This window comes from Cupriavidus sp. 05T313, from assembly GCF_056396665.1.
On record NZ_JBFTLX010000185.1, the window covers coordinates 1 to 14,161 of the forward strand.

The following is a 14,161-nucleotide window of genomic DNA, read 5'->3' on the forward strand; positions in this document are numbered from 1 at the left end:
CTGTTGAATTGGGCTACTGTTGAATTGGGCTACGAAACCTGGGCCACGAAACGACAGCTTGCTGCGTCCGCCTTACGGGCCGCCGGGATACTACACTGCCGCAGTCCGGCCYGGCCGATCACCCCCGGCGTACCGCGGTCACTTTGCCGTCCTTGACGTCCAGCGTGCGGCGCTGGGGGTTGTAGTCCATGGTGCCGGGCAGATGCTGGCCTTCGCGTTCGCCAAATCGCCAGGCACAGCCCTTGAGCAGTGCGACGGCATCGGCCTCGCTCTTGCCGATCAGCGCGTCATCGGCAAGCTTGTCGGCCTGGCAGCCCTCCGGCGTGCCACGGCTGCCTTGCGGGCCTGGGTTGGGCACGGCGCTCACGGGTGGCTGGGCGGCGCATCCTGCCAATAGCGTTGCGAATACGATCGAACCTGCCGCGATATGCCGCTTCAGCGGGCTTTGCCCTTTGGGCTTTTGTTTCATGATATTGGGGATAGAGAAGTGCAATAAATTCAGCCCGGCCGACAAGGTGCCGGATAGGCGTTCGCTGGACGTGCCGGGCCAGTGCCAATGGCCATTGGCGTATGCCGCCGCGCAATGTCCGGTGGAGAACGTATCATGGATTGATGCCGTCCGGTATTGCAACCTCCTGCCAAAGACTTCCAGCCTTCCAGACCATGGGGAAAACTCGCCGATATAGCCTGGTATGGAGAAAACACCGGATGCAACACGCAAGAGGCCGGTCGGAAGCGGCCCAATGACCGGGGACGTTACGACACGCTGGGCAACGTCTGGAAGTGGTGCGCCGATCAATACGATCCGGAGGTCGATGGTTCGTATCGTGTGTTTCGCGGCGGCGGGTGATTCGGCTCACCTCTGGCTTCATCTGCATCAACCTATCGCCATACCGCGCAAGTTCCCTTCCTGACATAGCGGACAGGGGCGGAGCGCACCCCTCGCGCATGCCCCGCCGGGTCCCGTGCCGGCGATGCTTGCCTGCCAGCGCCCGCGACACCCCCACGTGAGACGAAACGTCAGTTTTTGTGAGACGCAGCGTCAAGTGCCGAAACGATAACTCTGCAAAAATTGGCGCCGGTTCGAGGTACGCGCCAGCCCTCTAGAGAAAGAGCGCGGCCCCGGGCCTGACTGGCAAGCGACCTTCGATGGCGGGCACGACACCCTTGCCACCAGCAGGCCGCGCACGACCAGGCCATTCCAAAAAAGGCCCTCGATAGCAACCAGGCAGCGCGGCTTGCGTCCGGCGCAATTCCATGCGCCGGCCCGGTCGCGTCTTCGGCGTTCGTCCATAGCGCCGCATGGCGGCGGGCAGCGTCCGCGCAATCGCATCGCCGCGGCTGGCCGACACCATGCAGTTCCTGCGGTATTCGCCCGGCACCAGTCATGGCGTAGTGAAAACTCAATTTTTAGAGCGGGTAATCTCATGCTGAAAAGAAGAACGAAACTGATATCGCTGACGCTTCTGGCGGCCGCCGCGCTCGCGGCGTGCGGGGGCGACAACCCGGAGACCCCGGCTGCGAGCGCCCAGACGCCCGGCGCGCCCACGCCCGCGCCCACGCCCGCGCCCGCGCCCACACCCGTGCCCCTGGCGTCGAGCTGTACCGAAACCGGTGTCGATGCGAAGTTTGCCTGTCAGACCGGGGTCACGGAGCCGCTGTACATCTACCAATGGGCGCTCAGGCAGGCCACCAGCTACTTCAAGTCATTCCCGGATACGGCGGATGGCGTCACCGACCTCAATGTGGAAGAAGCGCATGCCGCGGGCATCAAGGGCCAGGGCGTCAATGTCCTGGTTCTCGACGATGGCGTCGATATCAACAATGAGGACCTGGTCGCCAATGTGAACAAGTCGATGACTTACAACTTTGACGACGGCACCAGCAACCCCACGCCCGCCAATATCCCGATGAACATCGCGGACGCGCATGGCACCCATGTCGCCGGCATCATCAGCGCGGCGCAGAACGGCAAGGGCGTGATTGGCATCGCGCCCCGCGCCACCCTGGGCGGCGCGCGCTTCATCGGCACCGCGGGTGCCGACATCCTGCAGGCCTACGGCGGCGCCGACTGGYCCCGGAATGCCCATATCATCAATGCCTCATATGGCGGGAATCCAGAGGTGCCGGACGAGTACGACACCGCAGCCGGGACCAGTGCCGTCATCCGGGCCTTCCCGAACCTGAGAAGCGGCAAGGGCCTGGTCATGGTGAAGGCATCGGGCAATGAGTACCACGCCATCCGGGGCGACACACCCAGGTCTTGCCCCGATATCGACGGGATAAGCGGCGTCCTCAGTTGCGAAAATCCCGCGAACGACACGGAAGCGCTTGAGCCTGGCGTCATCCTGGTAGGCGCGGCCAACGCCAAGGGCATCAAATCGAGTTACTCCAACGCCGGAGCGGTCAACTGGATCACCGGGCTCGGTGGTGAATATGGGGAGAAGGGGCAGTACGGAGAAGGCGGCTCCGGGCCGACGATCTACTCGACCGACCTGACCAGTTGCGCGAAAGGATATAGCCGCAACTACCTGGAACTAGCCAATGCATTCACCATTGGCGGCACCGCGACCAACAAGAAAGATAACCCGAACTGCGACTATTCCAGCATGAATGGCACTTCGGCCGCCACCCCGACCATCTCGGGGGTGGTTTCGCTGATGCTGGCGGCAAATCCGAACCTGACGTGGCGAGACGTCCGCGAGATTCTTCGCGTGACCGCCAGGAGAATCGATCCGAATTATGGCTCGCGCGACAACCGGAATTTCCGGCTTGACCTGAAGCAGGGGACATTTACCGCCAGTGATGATGCCAGCCTCGTCGATGGCAGCCAGACTGCGCGGCTGGATCTGGGCTGGCAAAAGAATGCCGCGGGCAACTACTACTCGAACTGGTACGGCTTCGGCCTGGCGGATGCCGCGGCCGCCGTCAGGCTGGCGAAGGCATACAGCGCCTACAAGCCGGCAACCCTGGAAATTGGCGGCTTCACCAAGGCGTTCGCGGATAGCGCGCAGCTCAAGTACGGTTCGGTCCAGAAGCTGGGGCAGTTCACGGTCGGCGGCAATGACAAGGTGGATGCCCTGCAGCTGAGACTGAGCGGCTCCATCTGCGTCGGCAGCGTTGGCATCTTTGTCAAATCCCCCTCGGGGACCATTTCCGCACTCGCCGTTCCCTACAACAGCTACTACAGCACAGGCGTGCCGGAAGTGAAAAGCTACGGGCTGGGCAGCTATGCATTCCATGGCGAGAACGCCGCCGGAAATTGGGAGGTGTATGCAGTCAGCGCGATGCCAGCCCCCGCCGCGCCCGGCGCATGCAGCAGCTTTCTGCCGGAAGCCGATGGTGCCAGCGTCAAGCTCAGCAAGCCCCTGGCTGTTGAGTACCGTGTGATTGCCGCGAAATAACGGGGCGAGGAGAATGATGATGAAAAAGAACTTGTCCCTCAGGGTCTTGCTGTGCGGCGCCGCGGCGCTCGCCGCCACGCTGTGCCACGCGGGCGCGTCGGCCTATGTGGCCGGGCAGCAGCTTTCACCCGCGGAATTGAAGAGCCTTGCGGGCACGACGGCCGTTCGTCTTGGCAGCCAGTCGYTCCAGACGCTGCCGGCTTCGGCCACGGCAAAGAGCGCGGGCGCCATGGGGAGCCCGGTGACGCTGGTCGTGAACGACCGGGGCGTTGTCGGCGAGAGCCACAACGAGGTGATTGTTTCGCAAGTATCAACCCAGGAAGTCCAGCAGAAAGTCGGCAAGCTAAGCCGCTCAGCCACCGGCATCCAGTACTTCGATCACATGAATATCAGCAAACTGACGTTCGCTTCCTTCCAGGATGCGGCGGCTGCCAGGGAGCAGCTCAAGACGCTGCTTCCGCCGGCGGCGGGGGTCGATGTGCCGATCCGGTATGGCAAGCCCAAGGTGCGCTGAGCGGTTTTCACGGCCGGAGTCACGCTGCTTTGCCTCGTTTGAAAACCACGGCTGCCTGGGGTCCCCGAAGAAGCGCCGGGGCGCTCCAGGCGCCGAAACGCCAGCCGGGAACTTGCGCCGGGCAGGCGCGATGCACCGGCGCCCCGTGGCGCGCTCCCGATGATGGAAATGCAACGACCATACCGAAGCCTGTGCGGCTTCCTCCTGGCAGTCCTGGCGGCAGGATGTACATCCTACAAGTACGTCCCCCCAAAATCCGATGCGGGCCGTCAATGCGTGACGACCTGCGAAACCAACAAGCAGATCTGCATCACCGGCAAGGAACAGGTCGCAGCCGTCAAGGAGCAGGCCTGCGAAACACGGCGCGCCAACACCCTTGCCACCTGCCTTGCCGCCTCCGCGAATGACAAGGGCAAGGAGCAATGCACCAAGCGGCAGGCTTACTGCTCCAGCTACGCATCGACCTACAGCTGCGACAGCGCTTACCAGGCGTGCTACATACAGTGCGGCGGGCAGGTCATCGAAGTCGAGGACTGAGCCCTTGCCGCCAGGCGGCATCCGGGCCAGGCATCGGACGGCCCCCGATACCGTCAGGCGCCGCTGCCGGTGGCAGTGAATTCGCCCCGCAGGCTCTCCAGCCATTTGTTGATGGTGGTCGCTTCGCTTGCGTCGGCCGGCGCCGCTGGCCAGCTGTTGCGCGGATGCTCCGCGAGCGCGCGCACCTCCCGCGGACTCAGGCTGAAGCGGCGGCGGAAGGCACGGCTGAAGGTGCTCTCATTCGAATAGGCGTAACGATATGCCAGCTCGGCGATGCTGAGCCCGCTGCCCTTGGATCGGGCAAGTTCATCGAAACAGCGATCCAGCCTCCGGCCCTGGATGTAGGCGTTCACGCCGCCGTCGGCGTCGAACAGGCGGTAGAGGCTGGCTCGCGACAGGCGGAAAGCGCCGGCGACCTGTTCCGGCGAGAGCGCTTCCGCGGTCAGGTGTTCTTCGATATAGCGCTGCACCAGCTTGCGCATGCTGCGGCGTGCCGCCTTTTGCACGTCGGGCTCGCTATCGCGAAGCCTGGCGCCACTGCCCTCCAGCATGATCAGCGCCGCGGTGACCGATGCCGCCCTCTCCTCGCCTGTCAGCGCGTCGCCAGCCAGCAGGAGTTGCGACAGGTGCGACGCCAGCAGCCGCGCCGATCCCTGGCCGGCGTCCAGCACCGTACCGTGCAGGTTCCAGCTCCGCAGCGACGCGGGAAGGCGATCGCGCGGCACGGTAAGGGTGATATTGGCAAACGGCGGTGTCCAGCTATCCAGCGTCCGCCCCAGGTCGAGCACGCTGATCGAACCCACGCCAGCATTGAGCGCCCGGTTGCCATACTCGCCCTGAACGCCGCCCGCGGCATAGAGCTGAATCAGGATGTGGTCGATATTGCTGCGCCGGATCTCGACGATGCCGCGCTTGAAGCGATGCTCCACGGAGCCGGCGCAGCGCGCGATCAGGCTGTCGCCCAGATGCAACGCCATCAACTCACCCGAGAAGGCGCCCTGCGCGGCGCCAATCCTGACGTCGAAGAGCGGCGCCAGCGCCGCGCGCCAGAGTTCGCAGGCTTCCGGAAGTACGCGCCCGTCGAGGCGGACGTGCACTTCCGGCGGCGCTGCCTCCACACTGGCTTCGAATTCTTCCGCAATCTGTGCTGATGCTGGCCCTGACACGTGATTCCCTGGAGGCGTTACGGTAAAAGGCTTCGGCGCCCCGCCGCCCCGGTGCGACGCCATGCCGTGCTTTGCGCGTTGGTCCGCGGCAGCGCACATGATATCGAATGGACGGGGTCATGCGTTAGCGCGCCGGCTTGCCCCAAAGAAAAACGCCCCACCGAAACCGCGTGAGGCGTTGCCTGACTGTGCGATGTGCCTGTACTACACCGGCACATCCTTCATCGGGTCCGGCTTCCGGTTATCGAACCAGCGGTACAGCGTAGGCACCATCACCAGCGTCAGCAGGGTCGACGTGATCAGCCCGCCGATCACGACCACCGCCAGCGGACGCTGCACTTCGGAGCCCGGGCCAGTGGAGAACAGGAAGGGCACCAGACCCAGCATGGCGATGGTGGCCGTCATCATCACCGGCCGGAATCGCTGGGTCGCGCCCTGGATCACCGCCTGGTCCAGCGACAGTCCGGAATCGCGCAGCGTGCGGATATACGACACCAGCACCACCCCGTTGAGCACCGCCATGCCCCACAGCGCGATAAAGCCCACCGAGGCCGGCACCGACAGGTACTCGCCGGTGATGAACAGGCCGATGATGCCGCCGATGGAAGCAAACGGCAGCACGGTGATGATCAGCGTGGCAAAGCGCACGGAGTTGAACAGCAGGAACAGCAGGAAGAAGATCGCGGCGATGGTCACCGGCACGATGATCTTCAGGTGGCCCATGGCGCGTTCCATGTTCTGGAACTGCCCGCCCCACTCCAGGTAGTAGCCTTCCGGCAACTTGACCTTGCTGTCCGCCGCCTGCTGCAGCTCGGCGACGAAGCCGCCGAGGTCGCGGTCCTTCACGTTGATCATCACCACCACGCGGCGCTTGGCCATTTCGCGGCTGATCTGCGCGGGGCCGTCGGTGACTTCGATCTTCGCCACGCTTTGCAGCGGCACCTGGGCGCCGTTGGGCGTGGCCACCAGCAGTTGGCGGATGGCCTGCACGTTGTCGCGGAACTCTTCCGGCAGGCGCACCGCCGCGGCAAAGCGGCGCTCGCCTTCGAAGATGTCCGTGGCGCGCTTGCCGCCGATGGCGATCTCGATGATGTCGTGGATGTCCGAGGCATTGAGCCCGTAGCGCGCAATGGCCTGGCGGTCGATCTCGATCGACAGGTACTGCTGCCCGGAGATGCGCTCGATGCGGATATCCTGCGAGCCCTGGATGCCGCCCGCCACGCGGGCGATCTCGCCAGCCAGCTCGCGCAGCTTGTCGAGGTCATCGCCGAACACCTTCACCGCCACGTCCGAACGCACGCCGCTGACCATCTCGTCGACGCGGTCGGAAATCGGCTGCGCCATCACGATCTGCACGCCGGGGATGGCCTTGAGCTTCTCGCGGATGGCGTTGGCGATATCGTCCTGGGTCCAGCCGTCGGGCCACTCGTCGCGGTCCTTCAGGCTGGCGATGGGCGTGGATTCGTTCTGGCCCTGCGGGTCGGCCGGGCTTTCGCCACGGCCCACGCCGGACACCACCGACTTCACGCCCGGCACCGACAGCACCAGCTTGTTGGCCTCCATCTCCAGCTTGACCGACTCCTCCAGCGAGATATTGGGCACGCGGTCCAATGCGGGCACGATCGAGCCTTCCTTCATCTCGGGGATAAAGGACGTGCCCAGCAGCGGCACGATGGCGACGGTGGCCATGAATGCCATCACCGCGCCAATCACGGTCTTGCGGCTATTGTTCAGCGCCCAGTGCAGCATGCGCAGGTAGTGGCGCTTCATGAAGGCAATCAGCCAGGTATCGTGCTCCGCACCGCCCTTGAGCAGGTAGGACGACAACACCGGCGAGAGCGTCAGCGACAGGAACAGCGAAATCGCCAGCGCAATCGAGATGGTGAACGCCAGCGGCGCGAACATCTTGCCTTCCATGCCGGTCAGCGTCATCAGCGGCAGGAACACCAGGATGATGATGCCCACGCCGACGATCACCGGCGTGGCCACTTCCTGCACCGCCTTGACCAGGATCTCGGTCTTGGTCATGCCGCTCTTGTCACGATGGCCGAGCCGCTCGAACGCGTTCTCCACCACCACCACAGAGCCRTCCACCATCARGCCGATGGCGATGGCCAGCCCCCCSAGCGACATCAGGTTAGCCGACAAGCCCACCTGGTTCATCACCATGAAGGTCATCAGCGGCGTCAGCACCAGCGTGGCCAGCACGATGACGGACGAGCGCACATCCCCCAGGAACAGGAACAGCACGATCACCACCAGCACCACGCCTTCGAGCAGCACCTTGGTGACTGTCCACAGCGCCGAATCCACCAGCTCGCTGCGGTCGTAGTACGGCACGATCTGCAGCTTGCCCGGCAGCATGCCGCGCTCGTTGATCTCGGCCACGCGGGCCTTGACGCGGCTGACCACTTCCTTGGCGTTGCCGCCGCGCATCATCATGACGATGCCGCCGACCGATTCGGTCTCGCCGTTCTTGACCAGCGCGCCCTGCCGCACCTCGTGGCCGATGGTCACGTTGGCCACGTCGCGCACATAGACCGGCGTGCCCGAGATCTCCTTGAGCACGATGCTGCCGATATCGTCCACGCCGCGGGCCAGGCCCACGCCGCGGATCAGGTATTGCTCGGCATAGTGCGGCAGCACGCCGCCGCCGGAGTTGGCGTTATTGCGCGCGAGCGACTGGTAGACCTGCTGCAGCGTGACCTGATAGTGGCGCATGCGGTCCGGGTTGACCAGCACCTGGTACTGCTTGACGAAGCCGCCCTGCGAGTTGATTTCCGCCACGCCGGGAATCGAGCGCAGCAGCGGGCGCACCACCCAGTCCTGCGCGATGCGGCGCTCGGACAACTCCTCGGGCGTCAACGCGCGGTTGCCGTCGTCGGTGCGGTCCAGCGTGTACTGGTAGACCTCGCCCAGGCCGGTGGAGACCGGACCGAGCACCGGCGTCACGCCCTCGGGCATGCGGCCGGCCACTTCGATCAGGCGCTCCATCACCAGCTGGCGGGCGAAGTAGACATCCGTCGCATCGGTGAAGACCAGCGTGATCAGCGACAGGCCCGCCTTGTTGAGCGAGCGCATCTCTTCCAGGCCGGGCAGCCCGGTCATCGCCATTTCCACCGGCACGGTGACAAAGCGCTCGACCTCCTCCGGCGAACGGCCGGTGGCTTCGGTGGCGATCTGCACCTGTACGTTGGTGACATCGGGGAAGGCATCCACCGACAGTTTGGTCGCCGCGCGCAGGCCGAAGAAGAACAGCACAACGGCCAGCACGCAGACCACCAGCCGCTGCTTGATAGCGGCTTCCACAAGGGCTTTCATCATGATCGATTAACCCTGTTCCAGGCGTTTGCGCTCGTTGTCCAGATGGAAGGCGCCGTCCACCACGATGCGGTCGCCCGGTTTCACGCCGCCCTGCACCACGCGCATGCCGTCGCTCTCGGCGCCCAGCTTGACCTTGGTCAGGCGGTACAGGCCACCGGCCTGCTCCACGTACACCAGCTCGTCGTTGCCGTCGCGCACGATGGCGGATTCGGGGATCACCAGTTGCTCGGACGGCGCGCTGGCAATCAGCATGCTGGCCAGCATGGCCGGCTTCAGGCGTCCTTCGCGGTTCTCCAGTTCGGTGCGGACCAGCACGGTGCGCGTTTGCGGATTCACGGTACGGCCCACGTAGATGAGCTTGCCGGTGATCTGCTTCTGGCCAGCGCCATTGCCCAGCGACGGCACCTCGATATCCACGCTCTGGCCTTCGGCCACCAGCGCCGCCTGCTGCTCCGGCACCTCCGCCACCACCCATACGCGCGACAGGTCGGCCACGGTGTAGAGCGCGTCGGCAGGCTGCACCACCTGGCCTTGCGCCACGTTGCGCTCCACCACGGTGCCGCTGATGCTGGAGAACACCGGCGAATAGGAATCGATGCTGCCGCTCTTGGCGAGTTGCGCCACGGCGGCGGGCGACATGCCAAGCACGCGAAGCTGGTCGCGATAGGCCCGCATCTCGGCCGACGAGATTGCCAGTTCGCTCTCGCGCCGCTGCAGCTCGCCGCGGCCGATCACGTCGGCGGCGAACAACTGGCGCGCGCGCTCGGCGTTGCGGACCTGCAGCTCGGTCTGGGCCTCGGCCTTCAGAAAGGCCATCTGGGCCGCGCCCAGTTCGCTGCTATGCAGGCGGGCGAGCACCTGCCCCGCCTTGACCTCCTGGCCCAGGATGCCGTAGAGATCCGTCACGCGGCCGGTCACGCTGGCGCCGATGCGGGCCACGCGCTGTTCGTCGAAATCGATGCGCCCGGACACGCGCAGCACTTCGCTGAAGGCGCTGGTGGCGACCGGCGCCACTTTGAGYGATGCCTGCAGGGTGCCTTCCGGCTTGACCACGCCGGGCGGCTGCTTGGGCGCTTCGGTGGCGGGCGCGGGTTCGTCGGAGCAGCCTGCCAGGGAAAACAGCAGGACTGCGGTTGCCGTCAGGGAAAGAAGAAAATGGGGACGCATGCTTATTGGGTTTCCGTAGGTGCCGAAGGAGCGAAGGGAGCCGTGGGTGCCCCGGATTGCCCGGGCACGCTCGACAGCAGCTTCTCGATCTGGATGGTGGCCGCCTGCAATTCGTACTGCGCGGCGATCAGGTCGCTGCGCGCGCCGCGCAGCACGCGCTGGGCATCGAGGTAATCCAGGATGCCGCGCTCGCCAAAGCGATAGGCCGACTCGGCCACCGAGAGCGCGGACTCGGCCTGGCGCACGATGCCGCCTTCCAGCGCGCTCACCTGCGCCTGCGTGATCTCGTATTGCCGGTAGGCCGACTCCAGCTCCTGCGCAAGCTCGAACTCGCGCGCCTCCAGCGCCGAGCGGGCCTGGATCGCCTGCGCGGTGGCCTCGCCCACCGGGCCGCTGCGGCGGTCCCACAGCGGGATGGTGAGGACCAGGCCGACCTGCGAGACCGTGTTGTCGGGCTGGCGCTCGGCGCTGGCGCGCACCGCCAGTTCCGGCAGCCTCAGCGAGCGCTGGTAGTCCACCGCCAGGCTGGCCCGGTCGGCTTCCAGGCGGCGCTGGGTCAGTTCGGCGTTGGTTCCGGTCAACGTATCGCGCAGCACCGGCAGGGCCGGCAGCGCCGGCGCCTGGTTCAGGCTGCCGGCCAGCGAATAGGCCGCCGGCAAGGCGCCGCCCACCTGCTGGCGCAGCGCGGCCTTGGCCTGGTTGACCCGCAACTGGGCGCTCTGCAGCGTCTTTTGCGCGCCGAGCAGTTCGGTGTYGGCCTTGATCAGCTCATAGCGCGGCGCTTCGCCAACCTCCACCCGCAGGCGGGCGCGGTCCTGGATCTGCCGCATCATGGTCAGGTCTTCCTTGGCCGCGGCCAGTTCCATCTCGCGCCGCAATACGTCGAAATACGAGGTCTTGACGCGCGCCGCCAGATCCGCCCGGAACGCCTGGCGGCCAGCTTCGGTCGCCTCCAGGCCGCGCCCGGCGATCTCGGCGCGCAGTTTGCGCTGCTGCGGATAGTCCAGCTTCTGGGTGATGGCCATGGTCGGCGCGGCGCCACCGGTCACACCGGAGGTACGCGGCGACAGGCGGCCGTACAGCACCTCCACCTGCGGATTGGGATAGGCGCGCGCGCTGGTCACGGCGGCACTGGCGGCATCCACGCCTGCCTGCGCCGCTTCGACGCCTTTGTTGGTGGACTGCGAAAGGGACAGCAGTTGCGGCAAGGTGAACGTTTCCGCCGCGAGAGCCGGCAAGGCTCCGAGCGACAGCAACGCCACCATGGAATACATAGTGATCTGTTTGATCTGCATGACAAATGGGGGCAGGCGAAACGGCTGCGCGCCCGCCGCCGGCGCGCGCAAGAAGCGCGCGCCAACGGTCAGCCAGCGATCGCGGACGCGATCGGGCCCAGGCGCCCAGGCAATGGGAACGCAGCCCGGGCACGCCAATGGCGCGCCGGGGTTGCCAGGGCTGTCAGATCAGGGAAATGGGCGGCTTGAAGAAGGCCGCGGGCAAAGGCTCCGGGCGCGCCGGGAGCTGTTGCGCGATCTCGTTGGGCGGCAGCGAGACGCGTACGGTCGGCAGCGCGAAGAGCGCGCTGGATTCCTCGATCTCGTCGAGCATGTCGAGCGGGTCGAGCAGGTCGGCGGACCAGATTTCGCAGTAGCCGGGCGGGTTGTCGTCCTCCGCCAGCACCTCCGCGGCCGATTCACCCGGCAGCCCATCGTCGCCCGGCGCCACAACGCGTTCCAGGTCGGCACCGCCGTCCAGTTCGTCGAGGGTGCGGGCGAGCGTGGATTCCAGGATCACGCGGTCGAGCGGGTCAAGCCGCTCGGCCTGGGCAGACTCGAATGCAGCCCCCGCCGCACCGGCGTGCGAACCCGCCGCTGCCCCGAAGGACAGCAGAGACAAGCACAGAACGGTCAGCAGGAGCAGCAGGGATCGCATGAATTGGGGGTAAACGGAGATGGCGCAGTGCTCGCCCGCAGCGTGCAAATGGCCTGAAATGGCCTGTTGCGAGGCGATGGTGCACTACAGCATTGTAACTGAACGCAATTCATAGACAGGGAAGCGCCCGGCATGTTCCTGAAGGGTTGCGAAAGTTGCCGGTTGCCTTTTGAGCGACGCCGGTAGCAAGTCGACAAGCTCCGATCATTGATCGGGCAGGTTTCCATATCACGTTCCCACAACCGAAATCCACTGCCACATCGCAAACGCGGCCAGCACGAGCGCCGAGACCGCGTTGATGCGCTGGCGCCAGGCGGGCGTGAACAGATGGCGGCCCCGTGCGACCACCAGGGAAAGCGCGAGCCACCAGAGCGATGACCCGGCAAATACCCCCAGGATCATGGGAACGGGAGAAACCGGGCCGAGGGCACCGCCGCTCAGGGCGCCGAACACGGCGACAAACGACAGGATGGTGGCGGGATTGGACAGCGTCAGGACAAAGGTGCCGGCGAGACAACGCAGCAGATCCGAGCCGCCGGGCACGGACGCCGCCGATGCCGCCAGCGGCGCGCGCCAGGTACGCCAGGCCAGCCAGAGCAACAAGGCGCCGCCGCCCAGCGCCAGGGGCATGCGCGCGGCGGCAAGCGCGTGGATGATCCAGCTGACCCCGAAGGCGCCGATCGCGCCATACACGGAGTCCGCCAGCGCGGCTCCCATGCCGGTGGCCAGTCCCACTGCCATGCCGCGCTCAAGCGTGCGCTGAATCGTCAGGAGCCCGATGGGGCCGACCGGCGCCGCGATCGAAATCCCGACCAGGGCCGCCTTGAGGAAGAGGAGAAGTGTCGTCGAATCCATGCGCCCATGGTATCCAGTTCTCCCCGGCAAATGAATCGTGTAAATTCCGTGGTTCGGCAGACGAGCTTTCGATTTTTTAAGCTGCCCGGCCAAAGTACGGAAACCCTATGCTTGAACTCGATGACAAGGCATGGCGCCTGATCCAGTCCATCCAGGCCGATGGGCGGCAACCGCTCAAGGTACTGGCCGCAGCCACGGGCTTGTCCATCCCCGCTACGCTGGAGCGCCTGYGCCGCCTGGAAGAGGCCGGCGTGGTGCGAGGATTCCATGCGGACATCGACCCGAAGGCCGTGGGCTACAGCGTGCGCGCCATCGTGGGAATCAATGTGCCTCAGCCGGGCAAGCAGGCGTTGCTGGACAAACTCCGCGACTCGCCGCGCGTACTGGAATGCCATCATGTCAGCGGCAACGATTCCTACATGCTATCCGTGGTGGCCACCGACCTGGAGGACCTGGAGTTGTTCCTCTCCGAGATCAACGGGTTCGGCGAGACAAGGACTTCCATTGTCTTCTCGACGCCGATCGAGCGCCGGGGACTTGCGCCGCCGGCACAACGGGAACCGAGGCCGGCCGGCTAGCCCCGGCATTCGCGCCATGCCTCGATCGAATTCAAGGCGGGTTGAGATTATTTCAAATCCCGGCCATGGTTATATTCCCGTCTCCTCCTGATTTCGCCCGCACTTCGCTGATACGGTAAATTAGGCGCGCTCTGATACTGTACGGCAGCCTGGGGCACGGCTACGCTTGGTCCGATACTCTCCGCGCGATCATTCTCATGGTGATCAGGCCATGCCAACCGCGGTTGCGGCGGTTTGTATCGCTCCCGATACGCCGCGTTTTTTCGGCATGAACATGCCGGAATATCGCTCGCGAAACCGAAGCCGACACTCCCGGAGATTGATGGAATCACAGCATTCCGTTAATCCAGCTCGAAGCACGATTGGCTTGCCAATCTCGTACTGCAAATCATGACCACCACACCCGAAAATATCGAAGCAAAGCCGGATGGCACACCTGACCAAAGCCGCGAATCACTGCGCAAGGCCGCCCTGGAATATCATGAATTTCCGACACGCGGCAAGATTTCGGTCACGCCGACCAAGCCGCTGTCCAACCAGCGTGACCTGGCGCTGGCCTACTCGCCGGGCGTGGCCGCCGCGTGCGAGGAAATCGTGGTCGATCCGGCCAATTCCTTCCGCTACACCGCGCGCGGCAACCTGGTCGGCGTGATCACCAACGGCACCGCCGTGCTGGGCCTGGGC

General features: G+C 65.3%; 12 protein-coding genes and 1 pseudogene. 6 read left to right on the forward strand and 7 right to left on the reverse strand.

What is annotated here, in order from left to right; translation table 11 throughout:
* Window positions 1–118: 118 nt before the first annotated feature.
* On the reverse strand, window positions 119–469 hold the full coding sequence (locus tag AC1DKD_RS29900; protein ID WP_441625855.1) for a hypothetical protein: 351 nt from the start codon (window positions 467–469) through the stop codon (window positions 119–121).
* Window positions 470–625: 156 nt separating this feature from the next.
* On the opposite strand from AC1DKD_RS29900, the gene AC1DKD_RS29905 reads away from it, so the two are divergent.
* From AC1DKD_RS29905 to AC1DKD_RS29920, 4 genes are all read left to right on the forward strand, one after another.
* A complete protein-coding gene (locus AC1DKD_RS29905) occupies window positions 626–850 on the forward strand; it encodes an SUMF1/EgtB/PvdO family nonheme iron enzyme (protein WP_441625857.1) in 225 nt (74 codons plus the stop codon).
* A gap of 577 nt (window positions 851–1,427) precedes the next feature.
* Window positions 1,428–3,404 carry a S8 family peptidase gene (locus AC1DKD_RS29910; RefSeq protein ID WP_477144054.1) on the forward strand — a complete coding sequence of 659 codons (1,977 nt, stop codon included), beginning with the start codon at window positions 1,428–1,430 and terminating at the stop codon, window positions 3,402–3,404.
* Window positions 3,405–3,423: 19 nt separating this feature from the next.
* Window positions 3,424–3,918: a hypothetical protein gene (locus AC1DKD_RS29915; RefSeq protein WP_477144055.1), complete on the forward strand. Its 495-nt coding sequence runs from the start codon at window positions 3,424–3,426 to the stop codon at window positions 3,916–3,918.
* Between the two features lie 276 nt (window positions 3,919–4,194).
* Window positions 4,195–4,455, forward strand: coding sequence for a hypothetical protein (locus AC1DKD_RS29920; protein WP_441625863.1), 261 nt, complete (start codon window positions 4,195–4,197; stop codon window positions 4,453–4,455).
* Between the two features lie 53 nt (window positions 4,456–4,508).
* On the opposite strand, the gene AC1DKD_RS29925 is transcribed toward AC1DKD_RS29920, so the two are convergent.
* The 6 genes from AC1DKD_RS29925 to AC1DKD_RS29950 all read right to left on the reverse strand — a co-directional run bounded on the left by AC1DKD_RS29925 (window position 4,509) and on the right by AC1DKD_RS29950 (window position 12,899).
* Window positions 4,509–5,621, reverse strand: coding sequence for a helix-turn-helix domain-containing protein (locus tag AC1DKD_RS29925; RefSeq protein WP_441625865.1), 1,113 nt, complete (start codon window positions 5,619–5,621; stop codon window positions 4,509–4,511).
* 204 nt (window positions 5,622–5,825) lie between these two features.
* Window positions 5,826–8,945: an efflux RND transporter permease subunit gene (locus tag AC1DKD_RS29930; protein WP_477104528.1), complete on the reverse strand. Its 3,120-nt coding sequence runs from the start codon at window positions 8,943–8,945 to the stop codon at window positions 5,826–5,828.
* Between the two features lie 6 nt (window positions 8,946–8,951).
* On the reverse strand, window positions 8,952–10,112 hold the full coding sequence (locus AC1DKD_RS29935; RefSeq protein ID WP_045241811.1) for an efflux RND transporter periplasmic adaptor subunit: 1,161 nt from the start codon (window positions 10,110–10,112) through the stop codon (window positions 8,952–8,954).
* Window positions 10,113–10,114: 2 nt separating this feature from the next.
* The gene (locus AC1DKD_RS29940; RefSeq protein ID WP_477144057.1) at window positions 10,115–11,377 is read right to left on the reverse strand and encodes a TolC family protein; all 1,263 of its coding nucleotides are present in this window, start codon (window positions 11,375–11,377) and stop codon (window positions 10,115–10,117) included.
* 193 nt (window positions 11,378–11,570) lie between these two features.
* A complete protein-coding gene (locus AC1DKD_RS29945; RefSeq protein WP_441625869.1) occupies window positions 11,571–12,044 on the reverse strand; it encodes a cobalt-zinc-cadmium resistance protein in 474 nt (157 codons plus the stop codon).
* A 228-nt stretch (window positions 12,045–12,272) separates the two neighbouring features.
* Window positions 12,273–12,899, reverse strand: a complete 627-nt coding sequence (locus tag AC1DKD_RS29950) for a LysE family transporter (RefSeq protein WP_428179538.1) — start codon at window positions 12,897–12,899, stop codon at window positions 12,273–12,275.
* Between the two features lie 107 nt (window positions 12,900–13,006).
* Between AC1DKD_RS29950 and AC1DKD_RS29955 the strand changes: the two genes are divergently transcribed.
* A complete protein-coding gene (locus tag AC1DKD_RS29955; RefSeq protein ID WP_477144056.1) occupies window positions 13,007–13,477 on the forward strand; it encodes an Lrp/AsnC family transcriptional regulator in 471 nt (156 codons plus the stop codon).
* A gap of 390 nt (window positions 13,478–13,867) precedes the next feature.
* A pseudogene (locus AC1DKD_RS29960) lies at window positions 13,868–14,161 on the forward strand (NADP-dependent malic enzyme); the annotation flags it as partial.

Coding starts and splice junctions, on each gene's coding strand:
- AC1DKD_RS29900 (WP_441625855.1), bottom strand. CDS start 469: ATGAAACAAAAGCCCAAAGGGCAAAGCCCGCTGAAGCGGCATATCGCG.
- AC1DKD_RS29945 (WP_441625869.1), bottom strand. CDS start 12,044: ATGCGATCCCTGCTGCTCCTGCTGACCGTTCTGTGCTTGTCTCTGCTG.
- AC1DKD_RS29950 (WP_428179538.1), bottom strand. CDS start 12,899: ATGGATTCGACGACACTTCTCCTCTTCCTCAAGGCGGCCCTGGTCGGG.